Source organism: Micromonospora sp. 067-2 (genome assembly GCF_046549295.1).
GTDB lineage: Bacteria > Actinomycetota > Actinomycetes > Mycobacteriales > Micromonosporaceae > Micromonospora.
This window is the reverse complement of record NZ_JAJPWB010000009.1, coordinates 318,849-345,705: the sequence shown is the minus strand read 5'-3', so window position 1 is coordinate 345,705 and position 26,857 is coordinate 318,849. Positions and strand designations below refer to the sequence as shown.

Annotated in this window: 22 protein-coding genes; 16 read left to right on the top strand and 6 right to left on the bottom strand. The window is 72.1% G+C overall.

The features are described 5' to 3' along the window. Positions 1–123: 123 nt before the first annotated feature. Complete coding sequence (locus ACLJN9_RS23185; RefSeq protein ID WP_410813593.1) at positions 124–918, bottom strand: hypothetical protein; 795 nt, start codon at positions 916–918, stop codon at positions 124–126. A 167-nt stretch (positions 919–1,085) separates the two neighbouring features. Here ACLJN9_RS23185 and ACLJN9_RS23180 point away from each other — a divergent pair, with 167 nt between their 5' ends. Beyond that, positions 1,086–1,898 (top strand): DUF3097 domain-containing protein, encoded by an 813-nt coding sequence (locus tag ACLJN9_RS23180; RefSeq protein WP_410813592.1) that lies wholly within the window; start codon positions 1,086–1,088, stop codon positions 1,896–1,898. Between the two features lie 51 nt (positions 1,899–1,949). On the opposite strand, the gene ACLJN9_RS23175 is transcribed toward ACLJN9_RS23180, so the two are convergent. Further along, positions 1,950–3,263: a serine hydrolase domain-containing protein gene (locus ACLJN9_RS23175; protein WP_410813591.1), complete on the bottom strand. Its 1,314-nt coding sequence runs from the start codon at positions 3,261–3,263 to the stop codon at positions 1,950–1,952. A gap of 133 nt (positions 3,264–3,396) precedes the next feature. Here ACLJN9_RS23175 and ACLJN9_RS23170 point away from each other — a divergent pair, with 133 nt between their 5' ends. The 4 genes from ACLJN9_RS23170 to ACLJN9_RS23155 all read left to right on the top strand — a co-directional run bounded on the left by ACLJN9_RS23170 (position 3,397) and on the right by ACLJN9_RS23155 (position 8,338). Then, positions 3,397–3,870 carry an NfeD family protein gene (locus ACLJN9_RS23170; RefSeq protein WP_410813590.1) on the top strand — a complete coding sequence of 158 codons (474 nt, stop codon included), beginning with the start codon at positions 3,397–3,399 and terminating at the stop codon, positions 3,868–3,870. Positions 3,871–3,875: 5 nt separating this feature from the next. After that, complete coding sequence (locus ACLJN9_RS23165) at positions 3,876–4,982, top strand: SPFH domain-containing protein (RefSeq protein WP_410813589.1); 1,107 nt, start codon at positions 3,876–3,878, stop codon at positions 4,980–4,982. Positions 4,983–5,134: 152 nt separating this feature from the next. After that, the gene (locus tag ACLJN9_RS23160) at positions 5,135–5,902 is read left to right on the top strand and encodes a hypothetical protein (RefSeq protein WP_410813588.1); all 768 of its coding nucleotides are present in this window, start codon (positions 5,135–5,137) and stop codon (positions 5,900–5,902) included. A gap of 231 nt (positions 5,903–6,133) precedes the next feature. After that, on the top strand, positions 6,134–8,338 hold the full coding sequence (locus tag ACLJN9_RS23155; RefSeq protein ID WP_410813641.1) for a transglycosylase domain-containing protein: 2,205 nt from the start codon (positions 6,134–6,136) through the stop codon (positions 8,336–8,338). Between the two features lie 44 nt (positions 8,339–8,382). Here ACLJN9_RS23155 and ACLJN9_RS23150 read toward each other — a convergent pair whose 3' ends face one another. Continuing rightward, positions 8,383–10,263: a thiamine pyrophosphate-requiring protein gene (locus tag ACLJN9_RS23150; protein WP_410813640.1), complete on the bottom strand. Its 1,881-nt coding sequence runs from the start codon at positions 10,261–10,263 to the stop codon at positions 8,383–8,385. A 50-nt stretch (positions 10,264–10,313) separates the two neighbouring features. Here ACLJN9_RS23150 and ACLJN9_RS23145 point away from each other — a divergent pair, with 50 nt between their 5' ends. Next, the gene (locus ACLJN9_RS23145; protein WP_410813639.1) at positions 10,314–11,171 is read left to right on the top strand and encodes a TrmH family RNA methyltransferase; all 858 of its coding nucleotides are present in this window, start codon (positions 10,314–10,316) and stop codon (positions 11,169–11,171) included. A gap of 77 nt (positions 11,172–11,248) precedes the next feature. After that, on the top strand, positions 11,249–13,000 hold the full coding sequence (locus tag ACLJN9_RS23140) for a PucR family transcriptional regulator (protein WP_410813587.1): 1,752 nt from the start codon (positions 11,249–11,251) through the stop codon (positions 12,998–13,000). 30 nt (positions 13,001–13,030) lie between these two features. Here the strand turns inward: ACLJN9_RS23140 and ACLJN9_RS23135 are convergent, their stop codons facing one another. Beyond that, positions 13,031–14,380 carry a hypothetical protein gene (locus ACLJN9_RS23135; RefSeq protein ID WP_410813586.1) on the bottom strand — a complete coding sequence of 450 codons (1,350 nt, stop codon included), beginning with the start codon at positions 14,378–14,380 and terminating at the stop codon, positions 13,031–13,033. 81 nt (positions 14,381–14,461) lie between these two features. Here ACLJN9_RS23135 and murD point away from each other — a divergent pair, with 81 nt between their 5' ends. Continuing rightward, positions 14,462–15,811 carry a UDP-N-acetylmuramoyl-L-alanine--D-glutamate ligase gene (gene murD / locus ACLJN9_RS23130; RefSeq protein WP_410813585.1) on the top strand — a complete coding sequence of 450 codons (1,350 nt, stop codon included), beginning with the start codon at positions 14,462–14,464 and terminating at the stop codon, positions 15,809–15,811. Between the two features lie 54 nt (positions 15,812–15,865). Beyond that, on the top strand, positions 15,866–16,405 hold the full coding sequence (locus tag ACLJN9_RS23125) for a hypothetical protein (protein WP_410813584.1): 540 nt from the start codon (positions 15,866–15,868) through the stop codon (positions 16,403–16,405). Between the two features lie 36 nt (positions 16,406–16,441). Here ACLJN9_RS23125 and ACLJN9_RS23120 read toward each other — a convergent pair whose 3' ends face one another. Continuing rightward, positions 16,442–17,464, bottom strand: a complete 1,023-nt coding sequence (locus ACLJN9_RS23120; RefSeq protein WP_410813583.1) for a hypothetical protein — start codon at positions 17,462–17,464, stop codon at positions 16,442–16,444. Positions 17,465–17,605: 141 nt separating this feature from the next. Here ACLJN9_RS23120 and ACLJN9_RS23115 point away from each other — a divergent pair, with 141 nt between their 5' ends. Further along, positions 17,606–18,904, top strand: coding sequence for an aspartate aminotransferase family protein (locus ACLJN9_RS23115; RefSeq protein ID WP_410813582.1), 1,299 nt, complete (start codon positions 17,606–17,608; stop codon positions 18,902–18,904). Further along, the gene (locus ACLJN9_RS23110; RefSeq protein WP_410813581.1) at positions 18,901–20,388 is read left to right on the top strand and encodes a CoA-acylating methylmalonate-semialdehyde dehydrogenase; all 1,488 of its coding nucleotides are present in this window, start codon (positions 18,901–18,903) and stop codon (positions 20,386–20,388) included. The genes ACLJN9_RS23115 and ACLJN9_RS23110 overlap by 4 nt, the downstream gene beginning before the upstream one ends. Positions 20,389–20,623: 235 nt before the next feature. On the opposite strand, the gene ACLJN9_RS23105 is transcribed toward ACLJN9_RS23110, so the two are convergent. Continuing rightward, positions 20,624–21,613 (bottom strand): N-acetylglucosamine kinase, encoded by a 990-nt coding sequence (locus tag ACLJN9_RS23105; RefSeq protein ID WP_410813580.1) that lies wholly within the window; start codon positions 21,611–21,613, stop codon positions 20,624–20,626. Positions 21,614–21,818: 205 nt separating this feature from the next. Between ACLJN9_RS23105 and ACLJN9_RS23100 the strand changes: the two genes are divergently transcribed. Genes ACLJN9_RS23100 through ACLJN9_RS23080 form a run of 5 tightly spaced genes read left to right on the top strand, consistent with a single transcriptional unit; the run spans position 21,819 to position 26,848 of the window. Then, positions 21,819–22,781 (top strand): MurR/RpiR family transcriptional regulator, encoded by a 963-nt coding sequence (locus tag ACLJN9_RS23100; protein ID WP_410813579.1) that lies wholly within the window; start codon positions 21,819–21,821, stop codon positions 22,779–22,781. Beyond that, positions 22,778–23,527 carry a sugar isomerase domain-containing protein gene (locus ACLJN9_RS23095; RefSeq protein WP_410813578.1) on the top strand — a complete coding sequence of 250 codons (750 nt, stop codon included), beginning with the start codon at positions 22,778–22,780 and terminating at the stop codon, positions 23,525–23,527. Before ACLJN9_RS23100 ends, ACLJN9_RS23095 begins: the two co-directional genes overlap by 4 nt. A gap of 26 nt (positions 23,528–23,553) precedes the next feature. Beyond that, positions 23,554–24,990, top strand: coding sequence for an N-acetylglucosamine/diacetylchitobiose ABC transporter substrate-binding protein (gene ngcE / locus ACLJN9_RS23090; protein ID WP_410813577.1), 1,437 nt, complete (start codon positions 23,554–23,556; stop codon positions 24,988–24,990). A 20-nt stretch (positions 24,991–25,010) separates the two neighbouring features. Beyond that, positions 25,011–25,919 (top strand): carbohydrate ABC transporter permease, encoded by a 909-nt coding sequence (locus ACLJN9_RS23085; protein ID WP_410813576.1) that lies wholly within the window; start codon positions 25,011–25,013, stop codon positions 25,917–25,919. Continuing rightward, entirely contained in the window at positions 25,919–26,848 is a 930-nt protein-coding gene (locus ACLJN9_RS23080) for a carbohydrate ABC transporter permease (RefSeq protein ID WP_410813575.1), read from the top strand. Before ACLJN9_RS23085 ends, ACLJN9_RS23080 begins: the two co-directional genes overlap by 1 nt. Positions 26,849–26,857 lie beyond the last annotated feature (9 nt).

The window sequence follows — 26,857 nt, the reverse complement described above, 5'->3', positions numbered from 1 at the left end:
GCCGAGATCGTGCTCGATCCAGGAATTAGTGGCGTCCGCTCCGGCCTGAGGCCACTAGTCCCCGGATCGAGCACGATCTTGCGCGTTCGTGGGTCTGGGCGGCGGGATGTGGCAGGGCTGCGGTCAGGGGCGTAGCGGGGCGTTGCAGGCGGCCACCAGCGCCTGCCGGCAGGCCGTGGTGAGCGGGCGGAGCGCGGCGTCGCGCTGTTGCGCCTCGTGGTTGTTGATGGCGCCACCGGGCGCGGCGTGCCCGGCCAGGGCGAGCACCCGGTCGAGCACCGCGGCGCGGGCGAACAGCCGACGGGAGCGTGGATCGAAGCCGGGTGGCAAGTCCGTGGCGCCGTCCGGGCGTCGTAGTGCGGCAAGCGCGCCAGCCAGCTCGGGCCGCCACTGGGCGACGTCCAGGCGGCTCAACGCGGCGGTGGTCTCGGCCAGCGCGGCGGCGAGCTCGGCCTCCGCCTCGGCGGCGCCGGGCAGCGAGAGCGAGGCGGCCGGGGCGTTGGCCGGCAACGGGTAGACCCGCCAGAGCACCGTCTCGAAGCAGTCCCCGGAGCCGGAGGTGTGCGTTCGTACCTGCGGGATCAGCCCGAGCCCGCCGGCCACCACGGCCTCGCCCGTGACCAGCGCCGTCCCCGCGAAGTCGCCGGGGCCGGGCAGCCCCCGGGGGTCGCCCGGCGCGGGCAGCACCAGGCGGATCTCGTCCGGCGAGAGCTTGGCCAGGGTGGGCAGCGCCGCGGACAGCGGGACGTCGGTCCAGGTGCCGGGGGCGTCCGCCACGAGGTGCTCCTCGTCGCCGGCGATGGCGTCGGCGACCTCGTCGTAGGGCACCAACCCGGCGCGCCACGCGCGCACCCAGGCGACGAACCGGCTCGACCGGCGCGGCGTGAGTGTGGCCGCGCCCGTTGCGGGGGTGGACATGCCGAAAGGGTACGTGGTCACGACCGGCCCTGTCTCGACTGCCGCTCCGGCCGCCCGGCCTGCCCCGAACTGCTCCTTTCGCCCTGATAATCACCTCCGATGGGGTGGGGGCCGCGGGCGGTGTGTCGAGATCGTCGCCGGGTGCGGCGGGGGTTAGCGTGATCGACATGGCGGGGCGATACGGCGAGGACGTGTTGGCGGGAGACTGGCGGCGACGAAAGGTCACCCCCGAGGTGGACGCCGAACCGGATCTCGTGGTCGAGGACGCCGACTCCGGGTTCTGCGGCGCGGTCGTGGGTTTCGAGTCCGGCGCGGTCGTGCTGGAGGACCGGCACGGCAAACGGCGCAACTTCCCGCTCCTGCCGGCGGCGTTCCTGCTCGACGGTCGCCCGGTGACGCTGCGCCGCCCGACCCGCGCGCCGGTGCCGGCCGCCCGTCGGCGTACCGCGTCCGGTTCGGTGGCGGTGGACAACGTCCGCGCCCAGGTGGCCAAGGCCAGCCGGATCTGGGTGGAGGGCATCCACGATGCGGCGCTGGTCGAACGGGTCTGGGGTGACGACCTGCGCATCGAGGGTGTGGTCGTGGAGCCGCTGGACGGCATCGACGCCCTCGACGCGGAGGTCCGCGACTTCACTCCCGGGCCGACCCGGCGGCTCGGTGTGCTCGTCGACCACCTGGTGCCGGGCAGCAAGGAGAGCCGCATCGTGGCCCGGGTCACCTCGCCGTACGTGCTGGTGACCGGGCATCCGTACGTGGACGTCTGGCAGGCGGTCAAGCCGTCGGCGCTGGGCATCGCCGTCTGGCCGGTGGTGCCGCCGGGGCGGCCGTGGAAGGAGGGCGTCTGCGCCGCGCTCGGAGTGGCCGAGCCGGCCGACATGTGGCGGCTCATCCTGTCCCGGGTGGACAGCTTCGCCGACGTGGAGACTCCCTTGATCAACGCCATGGAACGCCTGATCGACTTCGTCACCGAGCCGGCCTGACCCGCCGAGCCGGCCTGCTCGGTGAAACTGCGCAGATGTGGGCGGCGTGGGTCAGAAGTCCTGGTCAGGGGTGCGGGTGTGGACGAAGGTGGCGATGTCCAGCGCGATCGCCCGGCCCTGCTCGTCGCGCAGGACGGTGAGGATCTCGCCATTCTCTCCGCCTGCGCGGCCTCGCCAGCGGTCCGGTCCCTCGGCGACGAAACGCAGGTCCGGCGCACCGACCCGGCCGGCGCGCAGCTCTCCGGCGGCGTCCACGAACACCTCGATCTCGATGCCCATCCACCACCAGCGGCCGGTCAGCTCGGCCAGCTCGGCGGGCGGCGCGGCGGTGGCCGGCCGCCACGGGGTGACCGGCGCGGGTTCGGCATCCAGCACCAGGGTGAGCAGTTGCCGGCTGAGAGCGCCGATGTGCCCGGTGCGGAGGCCGTACGAGTTGGCGAAGCCGACCACGGCGGTGCGGGTGGGCCGGTGTACGGCCAGTGCGGCGACGTAGCCGGGCATCGAGCCGCCGTGCCCGACGTACACCCGGTTGCCTTCCCGGAAGAGCTCCAGCCCGAGGCCGTGCCCGTGGGTCCAGGAATCGAGATCGCTGATCACCACGGGCGAGCACATCTCGGTCAGTGTCTCGGCCGCGAGTACGGCGGGGTCCGGGTCGGCCAGGAACGCCGCCCACCGGCCCAGGTCCCCGATCGTCGACCAGAGCTGCCCGGCGGGGGCCATCGCCCCGGTGTCGGTGCGGGGCTCCTCGCGCAGCGTGTCGTGCCACGGGTGGACGACGTAACCGCGGGCGAACGGTTCGGTGGCCGCGTACGTGGTGCGGCGCATTCCCAGCGGGGTGAGGATCCGTGCGCCGAGCAGGTCGGCCCAGGGCGTCCCGGTGAGCTGCTCGACGACCCCGCCGAGCAGCCCGTACGCCAGGTTGGAGTAGTGGTAGGTGGTGTGCGGCGGGTAGGCGATCTTGCCCGCGCTGAGCCCGGCGAGCAGGGTGTCCAGGTCGACGCCGGCGGCCCGCTCCCACCAGTCGCCCTCGGGTTCGCGCTGGATGCCGCTGGCGTGCGCGAGCAGTTGCCGCAGCGTGAGCGAGCCGACGCCGGTGCCCGGCAGGTGGCGCTCCAACGGATCGTGCAGCGTCAGCCGACCGGCGTCGCGCAACTGCATGATCAGCGCGGCGGTCATCGTCTTGCTGATCGATCCGAGCCGGTACTGCAGGTCGACGTCCGGGCGGGGGTGCTCGCCGGCGCAGGCCAGATGCGCCAGCGCGCCGTCGCGGACCACGCCCATCACCAGCGACGGTGCGCGGCCGTCGAGCTGCGCCTGGGCGACCTGACTGTCGACCTGTCGGGCGGTCTCGGGCAGCAGGGTCAACGGGATCTCCTCGCTCGTCGGCTCGGGCCGGGGCCGTCGGCGCGCGGTGTTTTCGGCGGCCGTGGTGGGTGTCGCCGAGCCTACTGATCATCGCGGGGCGGCCGCGCGTGCATTTGCGTGTCACGATCGGGGGGTGGACGCCGTGGTGTGGATCGTGTTGGGTGTGGTGCTGGCGGTCGCCGAGATCTTCACGACGACGCTTTTCCTGGTCATGTTCGCGGCCGGCGCGTTCGCCGCTGCCGGTGCCGCCGCTCTGGGCGCGCCGACCTCGGTGCAGGCGCTGGTCTTCGCGGTGGTGTCGGCGTTGAGTCTGGTGGTGGTCCGGCCGGTCATCCGGCGGCACCGTCGCTCCGCGGTGGAGAGCGGTGAGCAGGCGTTCGGCGTGGAGGCGATCGAGGGCTCCACGGCGCTGGTGCTCGAGCGGGTGGACGCCGACCACGGTCTCGTCAAGATCGACGGTGAGCTGTGGAGCGCCCGGCCGTACGACACGACGCAGACGTTCGAGCCTGGTCAACGGGTTCGGGTGATAAGAGTCCGGGGCGCGACCGCCCTGGTCTGGCAGGACGAGGTTTCTTCCGCCGGCGAGTTGCCGGAAGCGAGAGGGTGAACGGGATGACGGTCATAGGCGTGCTGGTGCTCGCGGTGGCGTTGATCGCCGTGGTGACGCTGGCCAAGGCGGTGCGGATCGTGCCGCAGCAACGCCAGGACGTGGTGGAACGGCTCGGAAAGTACAAGCGGACTCTCAGCCCCGGCCTCAACCTGCTGGTGCCCTTCATCGACGCGGTCCGCACCAAGGTCGACATGCGGGAGCAGGTCGTCAGCTTCCCGCCGCAGCCGGTGATCACCTCGGACAACCTGGTGGTCTCGATCGACACGGTTCTCTACTTCAAGGTGGTCGACTCGGTCCGGGCGACGTACGAGATCTCCAGCTTCCTCCAGGCCATCGAGCAGCTCACCGTCACCACGCTGCGTAACGTCATCGGCTCGCTGGACCTGGAGCGGGCACTGACCAGCCGGGACGAGATCAACCGGCACCTCTCCGGCGTGCTGGACGAGACCACCGGTCGCTGGGGCATCAAGGTGACCCGGGTGGAGATCAAGGCGATCGAGCCGCCGGCCAGCATCCGCGACTCGATGGAGAAGCAGATGCGCGCCGAGCGGGACCGTCGCGCGGCGATCCTCACCGCCGAGGGCCACAAGCAGTCGGTGATCCTCACCGCCGAGGGTGACAAGCAGTCCGCGGTGCTGCGGGCCGACGGTGACCGGCAGGCCCGGATCCTGCAGGCCGAGGGTCAGGCCAAGGCGATCCGGACGGTCTTCGACGCGATCCACCAGGCGAACCCGAGCCAGAAGGTGCTCGCCTACCAGTACCTGCAGGCCCTGCCGCAGATCGCCCAGGGCAGCGCCAACAAGGTGTGGATCATCCCGGCCGAGCTGACCAAGGCCCTGGAGGGGATGGGTGGCGCGCTCGGCGGGCTGAGCCAGATGGTGGGAGATCTTCCCGCGCCGGAGGCGGCCGAGCACGCGAGCCAGGTCGAGCGCGAGGCCGCGGAGGCCGCCCAGGCCGCCGCGGCCGCGGCCCAGCAGATCCACGACGAGGTACGCGTCGTCGAGGCGCAGGCCACCGGCGCCAAGGGGCCGCAGGGGCTGCCCGCGCCGGAGCCGGTCTCCCCGACCAGCCTGGTCGCGGACCCGACCGACGAGCGCGAGCGCGGCTGATCCCGTACACCGGCCGTTCGGCCGGATAAATGCGAGAAAGACTCATGGGGCGCTCCGAGGCCTGCCACGATCGGTCCTAGGACGGGTGGTGACCAGGCAATCGGGGCGCCCCGGCGCGTCGGAGCACCACTCGCGGACGAGCGAGGTGACGCATGAAGGATCCGGCGAACAGTGTGTGGTCCTCGGCCCCGGTGCCCGGCGCGCACGACCCGGCCGGCCCGCTGGGTTCCCGGAGCACCGGCGGTGGGTTCGGCGTACTGCCGTTCGTGGGCGAACCGACCCCGGCCGGGCCGGCGACGAACGCCAGTTGGGCCTGGTCGGTGCGCCGGTTCGCGCGCGCGGCGGTGTGGCTGCTGCCGGCGTACGCCATCCTCTACGGCGTGGTGGCGATGGCCAGCGACGGCGGGGTGGGCAACGACCCGTATCCGGCCGACGGCCGGGCGGCGTACCTCATCGGTTGGGTGGCCGCGGTCTGGCTCGGCCTGCTAGCACTGCTGGCCCTCACCGGGCTGCTCGCCGCGACCCGCAGCCGCCGGGTTGCCGCCGCCGGGCTGCTGGTCAGCATCGCCGGGACCGTCCTGATGCTGCCCTTCGCCGGGCTCGCCGAGCAGACGCCGGTCTTCGGCACCACCGCGCGTTCGCTGGTCCTGGCCGGCGCCACCTTCTACAGCGTGGGCTGGTTCCTGACCGGCTGGGCGGTGGCCCGCTCGGGCGCGTTCAGCCTGGGAGACGGGATCATGCTGATCATCGCTGCCCCGCTGCTCGGCCTGGGGGGCGCGCTGATCGGCTCGCTGCAGACGTTCGGCGCGATCTTCGTACTGATCGCCGGCATCGGCATCGGCTACCGCTCCGGCCGCCTGATGCCCCGCGAAACCGCAAGGGACGCCGCCAGCGCCAGCCTCTCCACCCCAACCCCCTGACAAAAGCCCCCGGCAGCCCCCGCCCGCGCCGCGCCCCGCCCCCACCCGGTGATCATGAAGTTATTGCCCTCGATGTCGGCGAGTCGTGGCAATAACTTCATGATCAACAGGGGTGGGGCGGGGTGGGTGGGTGGGGGTTGGTGGGGACTTGCTGGTGGGGGGCCGTGAAGTTGCTGACAATCTGCCTGCGGCACTGGTCGGTTGGCGGCTTTCGTGGCAATCCTGGGAGGCATGGCCGCCCAACGCTCGCCGCTGTCGCGGCTGTTCACCGTGCTGCTCGCTGGCTTGCTGGCCGGGCTTGCCCTGGCAGTCGCCGCGCTGCCGGGCAATCTGCTAGTCGGGTTCGCTGCCCGCTCCGCGCTCGGGTCGTACGCCGCGTTGCCCGCCTCGCTGCGTACCCCGGCCACCCCGCAGCGGTCCTACCTGTACGCCAATGACGGCAAGACGCTGATCACGACGTTCTACGACGTGAACCGCACCGACGTGCCGCTGGCGGAGATCGCCCCGGTGATGCGGCAGGCGATCGTGGCGGCCGAGGACCGGCGGTTCTACGCGCACGGCGGCGCGGACCTGCGCGGCCTGGGCCGTGCCGTGGTGGCCAACGTCAAGGGCGGCGGCACCGAGCAGGGCGGCTCGACGCTGACCATGCAGTACGTCCGGAACGTCCTCAAGACGGACCCCGCCCGCACCGACGAGGAGCGGGCCGCCGCCACCGATCCCACCGTCGGTCGGAAGATCCAGGAAATCAAGTACGCGGGTGCGCTCGAGCAGAGCCTCGGCAAGGACGAGATCCTCAACCGGTACCTGAACATCGCCTACTTCGGCTCCGGCGCGTACGGGATCGCGGCGGCCAGCCAACGCTACTTCGGCAAGCTCCCGGCGCAGCTGACCCTCGGTGAGTCGGCCATGCTCGCCGGCCTGGTGCAGTCTCCTGACGCGTACAGCCCGATCGACGGCAGCAAGGACGACGCGCTGGCCCGACGCTCGTACGTGCTGGACTCGATGGTCGCCACCGGGGCGATCACCGCCGCGCAGGCCGTGCAGGCGAAGGCCGAGCCGTTGACCCTGCACCCCACCGTGCAGCCCAACGGCTGCACCGCCGTGACCCAGGGTCATGACGACTGGGGCTACTTCTGCGACTACCTGCGCCAGTGGTGGCTGACCCAGCCGGCGTTCGGTGCCACGGTGGCCGAGCGCGAGCAGGCCCTGCGCGCGGGCGGCTACACCGTGGTCACCTCACTGGATCCGAAGATCCAGGCCACCGCGCAGCAGCAGGCCGCCAAGGTCTACTCGTACGACAACAAGCGTGCCCTGCCGATCGCGGCCGTGCAGCCGGGCACCGGTCAGGTGCTGGCGATGGCGGTCAACCGGCACTACAGCCTCGCCGACAATCCCGCCGGGCAGGCCAACTACCCGAACACCGTCAACCCGCTGATCTCCGGCGGAGCCAGCGTCAACGGCTACCAGGCCGGCTCGACGTTCAAGCTGTTCACCATGCTCGCCGCGCTGGAGTCCGGGCGTACCCTCTCGACCGGCTTCGACGCCCCCGCCAAGCTGCCCACCCGCTTTGTCGAGCAGGGTCCGGGCACCTGTGACGGCCACTGGTGCCCGGCCAACGACAACCCGGACTGGATGGACGGATACCGGATGATGTGGGACGGCTTCGGCCGTTCGGTGAACACCTACTTCGTCTGGCTGGCCGAGCAGGTCGGCCAGGACAAGGTGGTGGAGATGGCACAGCGGCTCGGCATCACCTTCCGGGCCAGGTCGGACGCGGACTTCGCCAAGGACGACGCCGCCAACTGGGGTTCGTTCACTCTCGGCGTGGCCGCCACCACCCCGCTGGACCTGGCCAACGCGTACGCGACGGTGGCCGCCGAGGGCACCTACTGCACGCCGGTGCCCGTGGTGTCGGTGACGGCGGCGAACGGCGCGAAGGTGCCGGTGGGGCAGCCGTCCTGCAAGCGGGTGCTCGACGCCGACGTGGCCCGCGCCGCGACCGACGCCGCGCGCTGCCCGGTCGGCCAGCAGTCGGCCTACGGGCAGTGCAACGGTGGCACCGCGACCAGTGTCACGAACATCCTCGACGGCCGCCCGGTGGCCGGCAAGACGGGCAGTTCGGAGCAGAACTCCACCGAGACGTTCGTCGGATTCACCCCGCAGGTCGCGGTCGCCGGTATCGCCGTCAACCCGGACGACCCGGCCGACTCGGTGGGCTCCGCGGTGCAGGCCAAGGTGATCGACGCGGTCGCCCGGGTCATCGCCACCGCGGTCAAGGGGCAGCCGGAGAAGACGTTCGTCGCGCCCAGCCGCGAACTGGCCGGCGACCCCCGCCGCCCGGTCGAGCGCGCCCCCGTCGTTCCGGACCGACCGCAGAACCGCGACAACGACCGTCGCTCCCTGCTCGAACGCTGGCTGGACGACCACCGCGGCTGACCCGAATTCCGCCATACGCCGTCGATCGAGGACGGGACCGGGGGTCAGCGCTCGCGGCGGCGGGGACGGAAACTGCTGATCGTGGCGGGCAGACCGCGCCGCACGATGCCGGCCCAGTCGGTGTCGCCGCGCAGCACCGCCGCCGCTGTCTTGCGCGCCTGGTCGAGGGTGAAGTGCGGCGGCAGCATCAGCTCCGCCGGGTCCACCAGTGCGTTGATCACCGTCGGCCGGTCGGCGGTGAGCGCACGCTCCCACACGCCCGGTACCTGGTCCGGAGCGTCGACCAACTCGCCGTGCAGCCCGAGCACCTGCGCCCACTGGTGGTAGGCGATGTCCGGTAGTTGCTGACTGTCCGGGAACATCGGCGTTCCCTCGCTGGAGCGCTGCTCCCAGCTGACGAACGCCAGGTCCCGGTTGTTGAGCACCAGCACCACGAACCGCGGGTCGGCCCAGCTCCGCCAGTACTTGGCCACGGTGATCAGCTCGTTGACCCCGTTCATCTGCATCGCACCGTCGCCGATCAGCGCGACCAGCGGCCGGTCCGGGTGGGAGAACTTGGCGCCCAGCGCGTACGGCATGGCACCGCCCATGGACAGCAACGTTCCGGAGAGGCTGGCCAGCATCCCGGGACGTACCTGAACGTGCCGGGCGTACCAGGCGGTCGCGGTGCCGCAGTCCACGGCGAGCATCGCGTCGTCGGGCAACCGCTCGCTGAGCGTACTGAACAGCAGTTGCGGGTTGACCGGGTCGGCGGTCTGCTCGGCCAGCTCGCGTTGGGCGCGCCGCCAGGCCGAGGTGTCCTCGGCGATCTTCTCCCGCCAGGCGGTCGGGCCGGGCCCGGGACCCAGCTCGTGCAGCAACGCGCGCAGCGTGGGCGCGGCGTCGCCGGTCAGGTTGACCTCGGTCGGATAGCGCAGCCCGAGCTGCGTGCCGTCCAGGTCGATCTGCACCGCGCGGGCCTGCCCCTCCTCCGGATAGAAGTCCGAGTACGGCATGTTGCTGCCGACGATCAGCAGCCGGTCGCAGCCGTCCATCAACTGCCAGCTCGGGCGGGTGCCGAGCAGCCCGATCGCCCCCGTCACCCACGGCTCACGGTGGTCGACGACGGTGAAGCCGAGAAGCGCGGTGGCCACCCCGGCGCCGAGCCGGTGGGCGATCTCGCGTACCTCGTCCCGCGCGCCGAGCGCGCCCTGGCCCACCAGCATCGCCACCCGCTGCCCGCCGCGCAGCACCTCGGCGGCCCGGCGCACGTCCGCCTCCGGCGGCGCCGTCGGCGTGCTGCTCGGCACGTTGCTGGTGTGGTAGTAGCCGTGCGCGTGCGGCGGGTTCGGGACGGCCGGTTCGTCCTGCAGGTCCGCGGGGAGGATCAGGGCGGTGACGGTACGCCGCGCCAGCGCCGTACGGCACGCCCGGTCGACCAGGTGACGGACCTGGGACGGGTGGTCGAGCTGGGCCAGGAACGCGGCGGCCACGTCCTTGTAGAGGGCGAGCAGGTCGACCTCCTGGTAGTAGCCGCCGCCTTCGGCGGTCACCGCGGTGTGCCCCACCAGGGCGATCACCGGCTGGTGGTCGAGCTTGGCGTCGTACAGCCCGTTGAGCAGGTGGATGGCACCCGGCCCGCTGGTCACCAGCGCGCAGCCCAGCGGGCCGCCGCCGTACTTGACGTGCGCCGAGGCGGCGAAGCCGGCGGTCTCCTCGTGCCGCACCTGGACGAACTGGGCCCGTTCGTCGGTGCGTTGCAGCGCGGAGGTGATGCCGTTGATGCCGTCGCCGGGGTAGCCGTAGTAGCGGTGCACGCCCCAACTGGCCAGGCGGGCGACGATGTGATCCGCGACGGTCGCGTGCCGGGGCAGTTTGGGCGATCCATCCGGTGCCGTGCGGCCTGTGCTCACCTGTCTGCTGCCTTCCGTCGGGTCCGCTTTCATCACCGGCCATTCCCGTCCCGTACGGTGCGAAACACCACCGCCGGTGCGGGCTGGACCGGCAACGCCGGCACCGGTCGGCCGTCCGGCAGAATCGTCGGGTGCCCGTGCATGAGATCACCGACCCCGAGGACGACCGGATCGCCGACTACCGCGCGCTCACCGACGTCGAGCTGCGCACCCGCTGGGAGCCGCCGCACGGCCTGTTCATCGCCGAGGGCGAGCTGGTGCTGCGCAGGGCACTTCGCGCCGGCTACCCCGCCCGGTCGTACCTGGTCGACGCCAAACGCATCGACCAGCTCGCCGACCTGGACACCGGCGACGCACCGGTCTACGCGGCGACGCAGGACGTGCTGCAACGGGCCACCGGCTTCCACGTACACCGAGGGGTGTTGGCGTCGTTCCACCGCCGGCCGCTGCCGACGGCGGCCGAGGTGCTCGCCGCCGCGCGCCGGGTGGTGATCCTGGAGGACGTCAACAACCACACCAACCTCGGCGCCGTCTTCCGGGGTGCCGCCGCGCTCGGCGTCGACGCGGTGCTGCTCTCACCGACCTGCGCCGATCCGCTGTACCGGCGCAGTGTGCGGGTCAGCATGGGGGAGGTCTTCGCGGTGCCGTACGCCAAGCTCGAGCGCTGGCCGGCGGGCCTGGACCAGGTGAAGGAGGCCGGCTTCACCGTGCTGGCGTTGACGCCGGCGGCGGACGCGTTGCCGATCCAGCGGCTCTCCCCGGACCAGCGGGCCCGGGCGGCGTTGCTGTTCGGTGCCGAGGGGCCCGGGCTGACCGGGGTGGCGCAGGGCGCCAGCGACGTGCGGGTGCGGCTCCCGATGCGGCGTGGAGTGGACTCGCTGAACGTGGCGGCCGCCGCGGCGGTGGCGTTCTGGGAACTGGGGCGCGACGACCCGCTGTGAGGCGTCCGACTGATCCGGATGGCCGGCCACCCGGCGGCCGGCCGTGGATGTCGGATTCCGGCGTCACTGACGGTAGCGTGGCGGCCGTGTTCCCTACCGTCCGTGAGGTCCTCGCCCTGGACCCGGTCCGCCACGGCGCGCCGCGCGTGGTCGCCGGAGACGCCGGGCTGGACCGGCCGGTCCGCTGGGTGCACGTCGCCGAGGTGCCGGACATCGCCACCCTGCTCGGCGGCGGCGAGCTGGTACTCACGACCGGCATCGGGCTGCCCGGCGACGACGCGGGGTTGCGCGCGTTCATCGGGGACCTGGCCGACGTCGGCGTCTCCGGGCTCGTCGTCGAGCTGGGCCGCCGCTACGTCAGCGGGGTGCCCCGGGTGATGGCCGCCGCCGCCGAACGGCGCGGCCTGCCGCTGGTGGAGCTTCGCCGGGCCACCCCGTTCGTGCGGATCACCGAGGCGGTGCACGCGTTGATCGTCGACTCGCAGCTCACCGAGTTGCGCGCCACCGAGGAGATCCACCAGCGGTTCACCGACCTGTCCGTCGAGGGCGCCGACGCCGCCGAGGTGATCCGCCAGGCCGCCGAGCTGTCCGGTTGCCCGGTGGTGCTGGAGAACCTGTCCCGGCAGGTGCTGGGTTACGACCCGGCGGGGGAGAGCGCCGAGCTGCTGCTGGACGGCTGGGAGCAGCACTCCCGGCGGATCCGGCCAGCCGGGCGGACCGCGTACGACCAGGACAGCGGCTGGCTGGTGACGGTGGTCGGCGCCCGGGGGCAGGACTGGGGGCGGCTGCTGCTGCGCTGGCCCGCAGGCGGTGAGCTGCCCACCCGCCGGGGCGTCGACCCGGCAGAGCCGCAGCCGCGCCCCGGCAACGGGCCACCGACCCGGCTCACCATCCTGATCGAGCGGGCCGCGTCGACCCTCGCGCTCGGCCGGCTCATCCGCCGCGACGCCGAGGGTCTGGAACGGCAGAATCACCGGACCCTGCTCACCGCGCTGCTCGACCACTCCCGGCCGGTGGACGAGGTGGCGCTGCGGGCCAAGGCGCTCGGCGTGGTGCTCGACCGACGGCACCTGGTCGGCGTGATGGTTCGACACCGGGCCGACGACCCGGCCGCCGACGGCGGCCCCGAGGCGGGCCCGGCCCGGCTGCGGGACCTGTCCGAGGCGGTCGGTCAGGCACTGCGCGAGGCGAAGCTGACCGCGCTGACCAGCGCCGTCGACGACCACTCGGTGGGCGCGCTGCTGGCCCTACCGGATGCGTCCGCCGAGGACCGCGCGCTGTCCGCGTTCGCCGTCGCGCTGCGCCGGGTACGCCTGGACGCCGGCGCGTCCCGGGCGGCGTCCGGCGCCGACGTGTCCCGGGCTGTCGGCGGCGCTCCGGGCGCCCTGATCGTGGCGGCCGGCTCGGGGGTGGGCAGCCTACGGGAGGCGCGACGATCACTGGTCGAGGCGCGACAGATCGCCGAGGCGGCCCGTCGGGACCGTCGGGACCTGCCGATCTTCCGCCTCCCGCACGTCGGCCTGGCCGGGCTGCTGCACCTGCTGCGCGACGAGCCCCGGTTGCAGACCTTCGTGGAGCGTGAACTCGGGGCGCTGCTGGAGTATGACGCCCGGCACCCCCGGGAGCGGCTGCTCGACACCCTGCGCGCGTACCTGGAGCAGGGGCGCAACAAGTCGGCCGGCGCGGTAGCCGCCCACCTGTCCCGGCCCGCGTTCTATGAGCGCCTCGCCCGCATAGCCCGCATCCTCGACGTGGACCTCGACTCGGTGGAAGCAACCCTCTCGCTACACGTGGCCCTGGTGGCCCTGGACGCCGTCCGCACCCCCTGATCCCCCGCCGCGGGCGGGGGTGGGGCGGGATCAGGTGAGGGAGGTCAGGGCTTTTGCATAGGTTGGCGGGATGTGGTTGGGGCCGCCGGGGGTGAAGACGTCGGAGGTTGCCACCGCGGACCAGGCGGTGGCCGGTACGGCGTCGACCAGGGCCTGGATCACCGGGGCGTCGCGCCACTGGTCCTGCTCGGCGAGCAGGCCGAGGGCCACCACCGACTCCTCGACCTCGCCCACGCACTCGAACGGTTTGTGGCCGTCCACGCCCAGCAGCTCCCGGTAGCCGGGAATCTGCTCCGGATCGGCGAGCAGGTCGCCGCCGAAGATGTGGGTGACCCGCTCCCGCGACATGTTCGGCGCCATGGCCAGGAAGACGAACCGGCACTTCGGGCAGTTCCGGCACCAGCGCTCGCTCGCGTCGCGCAGCTTGAACGCGGCGTTGCAACTGGTCACCACGTCGTCGTACCGGGTGAACTCGGCGAAGAGCCGGGCGATGTGCAGCTCGGAGAGCGAGCGCAGCAGCGAGAAGTACGGCTCGGTCAGGCCGGCGTGCTCGGCCAGCGCCCCCCGCAGCAGCCCTTCGGCCTCGACGCCCTTGGACCACTGGTGGTTGATCTCGTGACCGTTCCAGATCAGGTTCGGATCGGACGCCGAGCGCTCGTTGGACATCACCACCGGGCCGAGCCCGTGCAGCACGGCGGTGGCCACCGCGATCAGCGAATTGATGGCCGTGACCGGAATGTGCCCGTTCAGCCCTCCGGCCGCGTTCAGGTCGAACAGCGCCGGGTCGAGCCGCCGCCGGGCCGCCAGGGGGGTCAGCCCGGACGCCTCGTTGACCGAGACGATCACGTGGTTCGGGTTGACCGAGAACGGCACCGGGTCCAGTTCGGCCCGGCGCAGCGCCTCCAGGGTGACGATGGAATCCTTGCCACCTCCCACCGTGGAGAGCGGACGACGGTCGGAGTCGTCGTACACCCGTGGCGGCTCCGGCGAACCCGCCGGCACCTCCGGGCGCAGCTCCAGCACGTGCGGCAGCGCGTTGCGGTACGCGTACTCCGCGAGGCCCCTGCGGTAGATGGCCGTGACGTAGTCGACGGTCGCCGCGCCCAGCGGCGCCGGCAGCACGAGCCGGGGCGGTGCGGCGGCCTTGTAGTAGCTGACGCCGGCAACCAGGTGCAGCACCTCCAGCACCCGGCCGAGGGTGGCCACCGTCTCGTCCGAGGGCGGCTCCGCCGGCAGCGGCAGGGTGACGACCTCGGTGAACCGCTGCTCACCGGCCGGGCCGGTCAGGGCGTAGTCGAACAACACCTCACCGGTGGAGAAGTCGATCGAGTAGGACGGGAAGGTGAAGGCGTCCATCCGCCGGAGCTGCTCGTTGGGCACACGCCATACTAGGCCCTGGTTCGTCCGGCCGTGTCCGGACCAGGCCCGCCCTGCCGCCGCCGTGACCCTGAGGAGAGCCCAGTGCGCCTGTCTGACCTGCGCGGACGTACCGTCGCCGTCTGGGGGACCGGCCGGGAGGGCCGGGCCGCGGTGACCGCGATCGCCGCGCACGGCCCGGCCGAGCTGGTCGCCGTCGACGACAGCGCCAACTTCCTCTCGCTGCCCTGGGACGGCCCGCTGGCCGAGGCGGCTCCGCTGGTCACCGGCGAGGCGGGCTTCGAGCGGCTGGCCGCCGCCGACGTGGTGGTCCGCTCGCCGGGTGTGCCGCAGACCCACCCGTGGATGGTCGAGCTGCGCCGCCGCGGCGTGCCGGTCACCCAGGGCACCGCGCTGTGGATGGCCGACCACGCCGCGCGCACCGTCGGAGTCACCGGCAGCAAGGGCAAGAGCACCACCTCCAGCCTGATCAGCCACCTGCTCACCGCGATGGGCCGGCCGAACGTCTTCGGCGGCAACATCGGCGTGCCCACCCTCGACCTGCCGGAGGCGGAGCTGTACGTGCTGGAGCTGTCCAGTTACCAGTGCAGCGACCTCACCGACTCACCCCGGGTGGCGGTGGTCACCGCCCTGTTCCCCGAGCACCTGGACGCGCACGGCGGGGAGCGGGAGTACTACCGGGACAAGCTCAACCTGCTCGCCCACGCCCCGGAAACGATCGTGGTGAACGGCGCCGACCCCCGGCTCGACGCCGAACTGGGTGACCTGCCGGTGGTCCGCGCCGGTCGTCCCGACACCACCCGTGTCGCCACCGGCGGGGACGGTACGCCCTGGTTCCACCTCGGCGACCAGCCGCTCTTTCCGCGTGCCGTGCTGCCCCTGGTGGGCCGGCACAACGAGGGCAACCTCTGTGTCGCCCTCGCCGTGCTCGATGCCCTCGGCGTCGACGTGGTGGCCGGCAAGGACAGCCTCGCCGTCGCGGTCGCCGGGTTCCAGGGGCTGGCCCACCGGCTCACCGAGATCACCGACCCGTCCGGGTTGACCTTCGTCGACGACACCCTCGCCACCAGCCCGTACGCGGCCATGCACGCCATCGACGCGTACGACGGGCGGCCGTTGACCGTGATCGTCGGGGGCACCGACCGGGGGTTGGACTACACGCCGCTGGCCGAGCACCTGGCGGAGCGGGAGTTGACAGTCATCGGCATCCCGGACAGCGGCAGCCGGATCGTGGCCGCCCTCGAAGGGTTGCCCAAGGTGCGTACCGAGATCGTCGACGACCTGGTGGAGGCGGTGCGGCTGTCCCGCGAGCTGACCCCCGTCGGCGGTGTGGTGCTGCTGTCGCCGGCCGCGCCGAGCTATGGCCGGTACCGCAACTTCGAGCACCGCTCCGAGGTCTTCGCCCAGGCTGTCGAGGACACCATCGCCGGCTGAACTGGTCACCCGGCCACGGGTGGCACCCACGTACCGCGGCGAGAGGAGAGACCCGTGATCCCGATGTGGGCACGACTGACCGCGGTGGCGGTGCTCGCCGTGGTCGGCGGTGCGCTCGCGGCCTGGACCGTCGGGCTGTGGGCGGGGGACGATCCACATGCCACCGTCGACCACTGCTACATCACCTACGACCGGCAGGAGCAGGTGCACAGCCGGTGCGTGGGCAACTGGACCCGAGGGGGGCGTGGTCACTCCGGCCCCGTCCACGGGATAACGGTGAGCCGGTCCTGGCGGGTGCTGAGCACCGAGCCGGACGCGGCGTACGAGTGGGAGGTGGCGGTGCCCGACGACGAGCGGCGGCCGCGCGTGCTCGCCGACAGCGGGCAGGCGTGGACGCTGTCCGCCGCGGCGGCGCCAGCGGCCCTGACCCCGGCGGCCGGCGGGGCGCTGTTCGTGGGCCTCGCCTGGGCCGTCGTCTCGACGCTCAGCGCCCGGCGGCGGGCCCAGGCGGCCCAGCCCGCCCGGCTGATCGACGGTCGGTCGGCTGACGCGCCCGCTCCGCCCGACCGGCCGGCGGCCCCTCTCAGCGGCTGATCGGCGACGCGGCGTTCCCAGCCGCCGGCCGGGTCACTAGCGGGCGAGCTGGTCGTGCAGGGCGCGCATCGCGCGGATCGCGGAGCGGATCTCCTGGAGGTAGCGGCCCGGGCTGAGCGTCGGCTCCGGCAGCCGGGTCAGGTCCGCGATCGTGGGGTCCACGCCGACGGTGTCGATCCCGCAGCCGTACGGCACGGCCAGGGTACGCAGCGCGTCACAGTGCTGGAACGGCACGTAGATCGGCGCGGTCACCATCAGCACCGCGTCGCCGGGGGCGAGTTGGACGTGCCCGGCCCAGAACCGCTGGGTGTCGGCGGTGTGCGCGCGCCGCCGTTGGGGTTCGCTGGACGGTGCGGCCAGGACCCGCACCGGTGGGAGGCCCGCCGATCGGTAGGTCCGCGACGACCAGGACTGGTGCGGGTGCCCGGCGTCGACGCCGTCCCGCTCCACCGCGGCAGGCACCCCGAACACCCGCCGGACCGCCGTGTCCAGCACGTCCACCTCGGTCTCGTCGGCGGGCAGGCCAGCGTCGGCGAGCGTCCGGCGTTCCCAGTCCGACAGCGGCCGGAAGCTGCCCAGCATGGCGACCTCGCCGTGCACCCGCAGGCCGGTGTGCAGCAGGTGCGCGGCGTACGCGACCCGGCGCAGGCACGCGTGCGCCAGGCCGCCGAGCACCACCAGGTGGGCGTACGCCGGTCGTGCGGGGGGCACGGGCCGGACGAGCCCCAGCGCGGTGGCCACCGCGCGTACCAACTCGGCGGTGCCCGGGTCGAGGTCCGGCTCCCGGGCGTCGGGCCGCTCCCGGCCACCGCGGAAATCCCAGTGCAGGGCGGAGAACTCGTCGAGGAACCGCAGGGTGTCGGCGAGGTCGCCGGCCGGCCAGGTGCCGCCGAAGCGGGCGACGAGCCGGCGCAGCGGGTCGGCGCCGAGCCAGCCGGACATCCCGGCGATCATCGCGGGTACGCCCGCGGTGCCCGCCGGCAGCGCCACGTCCGGCCCGACGGTCGGCGGTCCGGTGCGTACCGGGCCGGACGGCGGCGACGCGGGGAGATCGGGCACCGTCGGATCGTACCGGCGTCGAACACCGGCTGACGCAGTGTCAGCAGCGGGCGCCCGCTGCGCTACAGAGTGGCAGTTGTCCATTCCGGTCACCGGTGGGAGCGTGCGGTATCCACGAACGCCGCTGGAAGGGTTACGCCGATGACCGACGACCTGCTGGCCCGGCACCGGGCCGTGCTCCCGTCCTGGATGCCGCTGTACTACGCCGAGCCGATCGAGCTGGTCGCCGGCTCGGGCCGCCGGGTCACCGACGCCCGGGGGCGCAGCTATCTGGACTTCTTCGGCGGTGTGCTGACGAACATGATCGGCTACGACATCCCGGAGATCCGCGAGGCGGTCGAGCGTCAGCTCGCCACCGGCGTCGTGCACAGCTCGACGCTCTACCTGATCCGGCAGCAGGTCGAGCTGGCCGAGAAGATCGCGCAGCGTTCCGGCATTCCGGACGCGCGGGTGTTCTTCACCAACTCGGGCACCGAGGCCACCGAGGCGGCCCTGCTGGTGGCCACCAACCACCGCCGCTCGCACCAGATCCTGGCCGTGCGCAACAGCTACCACGGCCGGTCGTACGCGGCGATGGGCGTCACCGGCAACCGCAACTGGTCGGCCAGCGGGCTCAACCCGCTGCAGGTCGCCTGGCTGCACTCCGGCGACCGGGTGCGCGGGCTGCTCGCCCGGTTGAGCGCCGACGAGCAGGTCGACGCGGCGGTGGAGGACCTGCGTGAGGTGCTGGCGACGCAGACCTCCGGCGACGTCGCCGCGCTGATCGCCGAGCCGATCCAGGGTGTGGGTGGTTTCGTGCACCCGCCGGACGGGCTCTTCGCGGGGTGGAAGAAGGTCCTCGACGAACACGGGATCCTGTTCATCGCCGACGAGGTGCAGACCGGTTGGGGGCGTACCGGGGAGCACTTCTGGGGCTACCAGGCGCACGGCGTCACCCCCGACCTGCTCACCTTCGCCAAGGGCATCGGCAACGGATTCGTGCTGGCCGGGGTGGTCGGCCGGGCCGAGGTGCTGGAGTCGGTGCCCGCCATCAGCTTCTCCACGTTCGGTGGCAACCCGATCTCCACGGCGGCCGGCAACGCGGTCCTCGACTACCTGGTCGCGCACGACCTGCAGGCCAACGCGGCCCGCGTCGGCGCGATCCTCGCCGACGGCCTGCGCGCCGCGGTGGGTGGGCTCGACTGCGTCGCCGAGGTACGCGGAAAGGGACTGATGCTCGGCGTCGAGTTCGTCCAGCCGGGCACCAGCGAGCCCGACCCGGCGTTGACCGACCGGGTCTTCGAGGGGTGCCGCAGCGGTGGCCTGCTGGTCGGCAAGGGCGGCCTGTACGGCAACGTGCTGCGGATGGGTCCGCCGTTGACGCTCACCGAGGACGAGGCCCGTGAGGGCCTGGCGATCCTCGTCGACGCGATCCGCTCGGCGGCCGGGGTGACGGCGTGAGTATCGGGCACTTCGTGGACGGTAAGCGGGTCGGCGGCACCTCCGGGCGGCGCGGCGACGTGTTCGATCCCGCCACGGGTCGGCGTACCGCCGAGGTGGAGCTGGCCTGCACCGCGGACGTCGACGTCGCGGTGCAGGCCGCCGCCCGCGCCGCCCGGGGGTGGCGGGACGCGTCGCTGGCGAGGCGGTCGGCCGTGCTCTTCGCCTTCCGGGAGCTGGTGCACGCCCGCCGGGACCGGCTCGCCGAGGTGATCACGGCCGAGCACGGCAAGGTCCTCGCCGACGCCGCCGGCGAGGTGCAGCGCGGCCTGGAGGTCATCGAGTACGCCTGCGGCCTGCCCTCGGCGCTGCGGGGCGCGTTCAGCGAGAACGTCTCCACCGAGGTCGACTCGTACACCATCCGGCAGCCGCTCGGGGTCGTCGCGGTGATCTCGCCGTTCAACTTTCCGGTGATGGTGCCGCTGTGGTTCGTGCCGGTGGCGGTGGCCTGTGGCAACGCCGTGGTGCTCAAGCCGAGCGAGAAGGACCCGAGCGCGGCCTTGCTGCTGGCCGAGTGGTTCGCCGAGGCGGGCCTGCCCGACGGGGTGCTCAACGTGGTCAATGGCGACTCCGAGGCGGTCGACGCGCTGCTGGAGCACCCCGAGGTGCGGGCCGTGTCGTTCGTCGGCTCCACCCCGATCGCCCGGTACGTCTACCAGCGCGGCACGGCCGCCGGCAAACGGGTGCAGGCGCTCGGCGGGGCGAAGAACCACATGGTGGTGCTCCCCGACGCCGACCTGGACCTGGCGGCCGACGCGGCGGTCAACGCCGGGTTCGGTTCGGCGGGGGAGCGGTGCATGGCCATCTCGGTGCTGGTGGTGGTGGAGCCGGTGGCGGACGCGCTGGTCGAGCGGATCGCCTTCCGGATGGCCGGTCTGCGCACCGGCGACGGCCGGCGGGGCTGTGACGTTCCTCCGCTGGTCACCGCCGCACACGAGGCGAAGGTGCGCTCCTACGTGGACGCCGGGGTCGCCGCCGGCGCGGTGCCGGTGGTGGACGGTCGCGACGTGACGCCGGACGGTGACCCGAAGGGTTTCTGGCTGGGCCCGACGTTGTTCGACCGGGTGACCCCGGACATGTCGATCTACACCGACGAGGTCTTCGGGCCGGTGCTGAGCGTGGTCCGGGTCAGGTCCTACGACGAGGCGGTGGAGCTGGTCAACGCCAGCCCGTACGGCAACGGCACGGCGATCTTCACCAACGACGGCGGTGCGGCCCGGCGCTACCAGCACGAGGTGGAGGTCGGCATGGTCGGGATCAACGTGCCGATTCCGGTGCCGACGGCGTACCACTCGTTCGGCGGGTGGAAGTCCTCGCTCTTCGGCGACCTGCACGCGCACGGCGAGGACGGGGTGCGCTTCTTCACCCGCGGCAAGGTGGTCACCAGCAGGTGGCTGAACCCCCGGCACGGCGGGGTCAACCTGGGGTTCCCCACCCAGACCTGAGGTGGGGCGGCGCTCTCGCCGCGGTCGACCACTGACCGATCCTGATCGCGCTCGGCCACGCTCCCAGCCGGGCCTCCGGCGATGATCGCGCTCGATCGTGGAAAGAGTCCCCACCTCGATGCCGGAGGGGACTGATTCCTGGATCGAGCGCGATCTTGCCGTCGCGTGGGGCGACGCGCGTGGGGCGACGCGCGGTGTGGGGCGATGCGCGGTGTGGGGTGTGGGCGGCGTGGGTTCAGGGGGTGGGTGGGAAGAGGCGGGCGTGCAGGGCGGCCGGGTCGGTGACCTCGGGGAGGTCGCGGGCGGCGAGCCAGGCCGCGGCGGCCGCCCCGTCCCCGGCGGTGCGCAGCGGAGCCTGCGGCCAGCGCCGGCCGACCTCGGCGCGAACCGCGGCGGCGAGCGGGGTGTCGCCGGTGAGCAGCCCGCCGCCGAGCACGACCGGCGTTTCGGCCCCGGCCGGGCGGATCCGGCCCATGCTCGCCACGAGGTGTTCGGCGGCCTCGGTGACCAACGCGGCGGCGACGGGTTCGCCGTCGGTGGCGGCGGTGACGACCAGCGGCGCCAGCCGGGCCAGCTCGACCGGGGGACGGCGGGTCACCACCTGGATCGTGGCGTCCACGGTGTCCCGGGGGCGGGGGGCGATCTCGGCGCTGCCCGTCAGTTCGGTGAGCACCGCCGTGGCCAGCGCGCCGGGGGTGTGGCCGGCGTCCAGGTCGGCGAGCAGCCGGCGGACCGCCTCGCGGCCCAGCCAGAAGCCGGACCCGGCGTCGCCGAGAAGCCAGCCGTGGCCGTCGGCGACCCGGTCCAGCCGCAGGTCGCGGACCTGGGCGGTGATCGCCCCGGTGCCGGCGATGAGCACCGTGCCGTCCGGGGCGGCACTGCCGGAAGCGTAGGCGACCAGGGCGTCGCCGTGCACCGTGTACGGGCAGCGCAGGCCGGCGTCGTGCCAGCTCTGGTCGAAGGCGGCCCGTCCGGCCGGGTCGGCGAGCAGTCGGGCCGCCCCCGCCAGCCCGATGGTGCCGGCGGCGACCCGGTCGGGGTCGACGTCGGCGAGTGCCCCGCGCAGGGCGGTCGACAGTTCGGCGGCGGCCCGGTCGGCGCCGTGGCTGGTGGGGTTGCCACCGCCGGCACGACCGGTGCCGAGGCGTACGCCGGTCAGGGTGAGGGCGGTCGCCCGGGTGGACGTACCCCCGACGTCGAGGCCGACCACGACGGTGTCGGACATCGGCACGGGCCTCCTCGCGGCGGGCGTTGGTGGGCTCGTTCATGCTGGTCGGCGTCGTCTCACAGGGCAAGACGCGATGGGTTCGACGGGCTGTGCGCCAGGTAACAGTTTGAAAACTTCGCCCACAGTCTTGACACGGAGGGCCCTTCAGTAAGAACTTTTACCACTAACAGTTAACAGTCTTTTCGGAAAGGTGAGGCGTCCCATGGTTGATCACGAGGTGGACACCGCCGCGGGGACCGCGGTGGTCGACGCCGACGCGTTCGACCGGCGGGGCGCGCTCGGATCGGCCTCCGACGGGGTGCTGGCCCGGGTCCGCAACGGGCTCGGCGAGCTGACCGGCGCGCTTCGCCGCGTCGCCGAGCACGTGCTGAGCGACCCGGAGGCCGCCGCCCGCGCCACGATCGTGGAGCTGGCCGAGCGCAGCGGCACCTCACCGGCGACCATCACCCGCTTCTGCCGGGCGATGGGCTTCGAGGGGTACGCCGACCTGCGGCTGGGCATCGCCTCCGAAACCGGCCGGGCCCGTTCGGCCGGCTGGACCGTCGACATCGGACGCGAGATCCAGCCGAGCGACCCGCTGGTCCGGGTGCTCGACCAGATCATGGCCGCCGACACGCGGGCCATGCACGACACCGCCACCCTGCTCGACCTCGCCGAGGTGGAACGGGCGGCCGTGGCGATCGCGGGCGCCAGTCGGGTGAACATCTTCGGCGCCAGCGGCAGCGCACTGGTCGGCGAGGAGATGCAGTTCAGCCTGCACCGCATCGGTGTGGCCGCGTGGGCCTGGAACGACGTGCACGAGGGGCTGGCCAGCGCCGCGCTGCTGCGTACCGGCGACGTGGCGCTGGGCATCTCGCACACCGGGCAGACCCGGGAGACCATCGAGATGCTCGCCGAGGCGGGCAGCCGGGGCGCCACGACCATCGCGCTGACCGGCTTTCCCCGTTCGCCGTTGGCCGAGCTGGCCGACATCGTGCTGCTCACCGCCAGCCAGGCGACCACCTTCCGGCCGGACGCGCTCTCCGCCCGGCACCCCCAGCTGGTGGTGCTGGACCTGCTCTACATCGCCGTCGCCCAGCGCACCCACGACCGCGCCCACGCGGCGTTCCGACGTACCGCGCAGGCCGTCGACGGGCACAAGGCCGCGAAGGGAGCCGTCTCATGATCAGCGCCCAGGGGTACGCGGACGCGGTCCGCCCGGTGCTCGACCGGCTGCTCGACTCCGAGGCCGACGGGATCACCCGGGCCGCCGACCTGATAGCCGAGAGTCTGCGGGCCGGGGGAGTGCTCCAGGCGTTCGGCGCCGGGCACTCCGAGGCGTTCGCCGCCGAACTGGTCGCCCGGGCCGGCGGCCTGGTGCCCACCAACCAGCTCTCGGTGCGTGATCTGGTGGTGCACGGCGACGCCCCGCGAGGCGTGCTCGCCGACCCCAAGCTGGAACGCGACCCCTCCATCGCCCACCAGATCTACGCGCTCGCGGCACCGCAGCCGCGCGACGTGTTCGTGGTGGCGTCCCAGTCCGGCATCAACGGCTCGGTGGTCGAGCTGGCGGCGCTGGTCACCGAGCGCGGTCACCCGTTGATCGCGGTCACCTCGGTCGAGCACACGGGACGGGTCGCCCCGCGGCACCCGTCCGGTCAACGGCTCGCCGACCTCGCCGACGTCGTGCTGGACAACGGCGCGCCGTACGGCGATGCACTGCTGCCGCTCGAGGGCGGCGGCGCGGTCTGTGCGGTCTCCTCGGTCACCACGGCGCTGCTGGCGCAGCTGTTGACCGCGGAGGTCGTACGACGGTTCCACCAGGCCGGAGAGGTACCCCCTATCTACCTCTCCGCCAACGTCCCCGGTGGGGACGAGCACAACATCGCCCTCGAGTCGCGGTACGCCGGGCGTCTCCGGCGTACCGCCTGACCCGAATTCCACAAGGAGAGACGACGATGTCGATTACCCCCGAGCACCCGGCCGCACTCGACCGGCGCACGGTGCTGCGTCGCGCCGGCGCCGTGGGCCTGCTCGCCACTCCGGCCATCGGCCTGCTCAGCGCCTGCGCCACCAGCGGCAGCGACAAGGAGAACGAGCAGGTCGCCGGCGGCACGAAGAGCGCCAAGAACCCCCTCGGCGTGAAGGAGGACGCGCCGATCGAGGTGGTCATCTTCAACGGCGGCTACGGCGAGAAGTACGCCACCGACGTGCACGAGCCGCTGTACAAGGCGGCGTTCCCCAAGGCGGAGATCAAGCACCAGTCGACGCAGGCGATCTCCACCATCCTGCAGCCGCGTTTCGCCGCCGGCAAGCCGCCGGAGTTCGTGAACAACTCGGGCGAGAAGCTGATCGACTTCGGCTCGCTCGTCGCCGACGGTCAGCTGCAGGACCTCACCGAGCTGTGGGACGCGCCGTCGGTCGACGACCCGGCCAAGAAGGTCCGCGACACCGTGGTGCCCGGCACCGTGGAGACGGGCTCCTTCAACGGCAAGCCGTACGTCCTGTACTACGTCTCCACCGTCTTCGGCATCTGGTACTCCGGCAAGCTGTTCAAGGACAACGGCTGGGTGCCGGCGAAGACGTGGGACGACTTCATCAAGCTGCTCACGGCCATCAAGGCCAAGGGCGTCACGCCGTACGGCTACGCCGGGGCGAACGCGGCCTACTACCAGTGGAACGTGATCCTCACGCAGGCCGCGAAGATCGGCGGCACCGACGTGCTGAAGAACATCGACAACCTGGAGGACGGCGCCTGGAAGCAGGACGCGGTCAAGCAGGCGGCCACGGCGTGGGCCGAGGTCGGCGCGAAGTTCACCGACAAGAGCTTCGAGGGGCTCAAGCACACCGACGTGCAGCTGCGGCAGAACCAGTACAAGGTGGCCCTGTACCCCAGCGGTGACTGGCTGGAGGGCGAGCAGAAGAAGGACACGCCGTCCGGCTTCGACTACCAGCTCATGCCGGTGCCGGGCCTGACCGCGTCCGACAAGCTGCCGGCCACGGCGCTGCGGGCCACCGCGGGTGAGGGCTACTTCGTCTCGGCGAAGAGCGCGAACCCCAAGGGCGGCCTGGAGTACATGCGCCAGATGCTCTCCAAGGCGGGCGCGAAGGGCTTCACCGAGGTCGTCAAGGCCCCGACCGTGGTCACCGCCGGCTCGGAGGGCTTCGCCTTCCCGCCCGGTGTGGCCAGCTCGCAGGCCGCGCTCAAGGCGGCCGGCCAGGACGTGTTCAACCTGTACTTCGACGGCTGGTACAAGGAGCTTGACACGGAGGCGCGGACCGCCACCAACGAGCTGATGTTCGGCCGGATCAACGCGGACGCCTTCGTGGAGCGGATCCAGAAGCGCGCCGACGCGATCAAGAAGGACAGCTCCGTCGCCAAGTTCAAGCGCTGATCGATCGGAGCGTAGGGGTCATGCGGCACGGCAAGTATCCATTCGTGATCGGGTTCCTGTTCGCCCCGGTCGCGCTGTACGTGACATTCGTGATCGCGCCGTACGCGCAGGCGTTCCAGATCTCGATGACCAACTGGAAGGGGCTCTCCGCTCCCCAGTGGGTGGGCTTCGACAACTACCGGAAGCTGCTCGACGACGGCGCCTTCTGGAAGGCGGTCCAGCACCACGGCGTACTGCTGCTTGCCCTGCCGCTGATCACCATCGCCATCGCGTTGTTCTTCGCCTTCCTGCTCAACGTGGGTGGCAAGAGCAGCGGAGGCCAACGCCAGGGGGTCTGGGGGGCGAAGTTCTACCGGGTGGTGTTCTTCTTCCCCCAGGTCCTGGCGGTGGCCATCATCGCGGTGCTGTTCCAGATGGTGTACCGACCGAACGAGTCGGGCCTGATCAACGGCGTGCTGATGAAGCTCGGCCTGGACCCGATCCTCTTCCTCATCCGGCCGAACCTGGCCCTGTGGTCGATCATCGCGGTCCTGGTCTGGCAGGCCGTCGGCTTCTACGTGGTGCTCTTCTCGGCCGGGATGGCCTCCATACCGGGTGAGATCTACGAGGCGGCGGAGATGGACGGGGCGACCCGGGTGACGTTGTTCTTCCGGGTCACCCTGCCGCTGCTCTGGGACACCCTCCAGGTGGCCTGGGTCTACCTGGGCATCGCGGCGTTCGACGCGTTCGCCATCGTCGCGGTGCTCTCGGTGGACGCCGGCGGCCCGGACGGCGCCACCACGGTGCTGGCCGTCGAGATCTACCGCAACGCGTTCGTCTACTCGAAGTACGGCTACGCCTCGGCGATGGGCGTGGCGCTGTTCTTCCTCACCCTCACGTTCGCGGCGTTGACGCTGCGGCTCACCAAGCGGGAAAGCGTGGAGTACTGATGAACCCCCAGTCGACGCTGCCGCCCACACCGGCGGCGCTACCGCCGAAGACCGGCGACCCGGACGCCACCGGTGGACGGGGGCGCAAGGGTCCCCGCTCGGAGGTGCGGCTCTTCGCCAGCCTGGGGCACATCGCGCTCGCCGTGTGGGCGGTGATCGTGATCGTGCCGATCCTCTGGACCTTCCTCGCCGCGTTCAAGAACACCAGTGAGATCTTCAGCAGCCCGTGGACGCTTCCCGCGGAGCTGCGCTGGGAGAACTTCGGCCGGGCCTGGACCAAGGCGCACGTCGGCCGGTACTTCCTCAACAGTGTCTTCGTGGTCTCGTGCAGCACCTTCGGCACCATGCTGCTCGGCTCGATGGCGGCGTACGTGTTGGCGCGGTACAAGTTCTGGGGCAACCGGGCGATCTACTACCTGTTCGTCTCCGGGCTGGCCTTCCCGGTGTTCCTGGCCCTGGTGCCGCTCTTCTTCGTGGTCAAGAACCTGGGCATGCTGGACACCTACCGAGGCGTGGTGCTGGTCTACATCGCGTACTCGCTGCCGTTCACGATCTTCTTCCTGGCCGCGTTCTTCAAGACGTTGCCGTCCTCGGTGGCCGAAGCGGGCTTGATCGACGGCTGCGGGCACACCCGGCTGTTCTTCCAGGTCATGATGCCGATGGCGAAGCCGGGCCTGATCAGCGTGGCGATCTTCAACATCATCGGGCAGTGGGCGCAGTACCAACTTCCCCTGGTGCTGCTCTCCAATTCCAAGGACAAGTGGGTGCTCACCCAGGGCATCGCGGACATCTCGGTCAACGCGGGCTACGAGGCGGACTGGTCCGGGTTGTTCGCCGCACTGACCATCGCCATCCTCCCGATGATCATCGTGTACGCGATCTTCCAGCGGCAGATCCAGGCCGGCCTCACCTCCGGCGCGGTGAAGTAGGGCTCGCCC

Excerpts from the sequence above, each read along its gene's own strand:
- ACLJN9_RS23080 (WP_410813575.1), top strand. The coding sequence starts at position 25,919 with ATGAACCCCCAGTCGACGCTGCCGCCCACACCGGCGGCGCTACCGCCG.
- ACLJN9_RS23185 (WP_410813593.1), bottom strand. The coding sequence starts at position 918 with ATGTCCACCCCCGCAACGGGCGCGGCCACACTCACGCCGCGCCGGTCG.
- ACLJN9_RS23165 (WP_410813589.1), top strand. The coding sequence starts at position 3,876 with ATGACGGTCATAGGCGTGCTGGTGCTCGCGGTGGCGTTGATCGCCGTG.
- ngcE (WP_410813577.1), top strand. The coding sequence starts at position 23,554 with ATGTCGATTACCCCCGAGCACCCGGCCGCACTCGACCGGCGCACGGTG.
- ACLJN9_RS23155 (WP_410813641.1), top strand. The coding sequence starts at position 6,134 with ATGGCCGCCCAACGCTCGCCGCTGTCGCGGCTGTTCACCGTGCTGCTC.
- ACLJN9_RS23100 (WP_410813579.1), top strand. The coding sequence starts at position 21,819 with ATGGTTGATCACGAGGTGGACACCGCCGCGGGGACCGCGGTGGTCGAC.
- ACLJN9_RS23095 (WP_410813578.1), top strand. The coding sequence starts at position 22,778 with ATGATCAGCGCCCAGGGGTACGCGGACGCGGTCCGCCCGGTGCTCGAC.
- ACLJN9_RS23115 (WP_410813582.1), top strand. The coding sequence starts at position 17,606 with ATGACCGACGACCTGCTGGCCCGGCACCGGGCCGTGCTCCCGTCCTGG.
- ACLJN9_RS23150 (WP_410813640.1), bottom strand. The coding sequence starts at position 10,263 with ATGAAAGCGGACCCGACGGAAGGCAGCAGACAGGTGAGCACAGGCCGC.
- ACLJN9_RS23160 (WP_410813588.1), top strand. The coding sequence starts at position 5,135 with ATGAAGGATCCGGCGAACAGTGTGTGGTCCTCGGCCCCGGTGCCCGGC.
- ACLJN9_RS23105 (WP_410813580.1), bottom strand. The coding sequence starts at position 21,613 with ATGTCCGACACCGTCGTGGTCGGCCTCGACGTCGGGGGTACGTCCACC.
- ACLJN9_RS23180 (WP_410813592.1), top strand. The coding sequence starts at position 1,086 with ATGGCGGGGCGATACGGCGAGGACGTGTTGGCGGGAGACTGGCGGCGA.
- ACLJN9_RS23085 (WP_410813576.1), top strand. The coding sequence starts at position 25,011 with ATGCGGCACGGCAAGTATCCATTCGTGATCGGGTTCCTGTTCGCCCCG.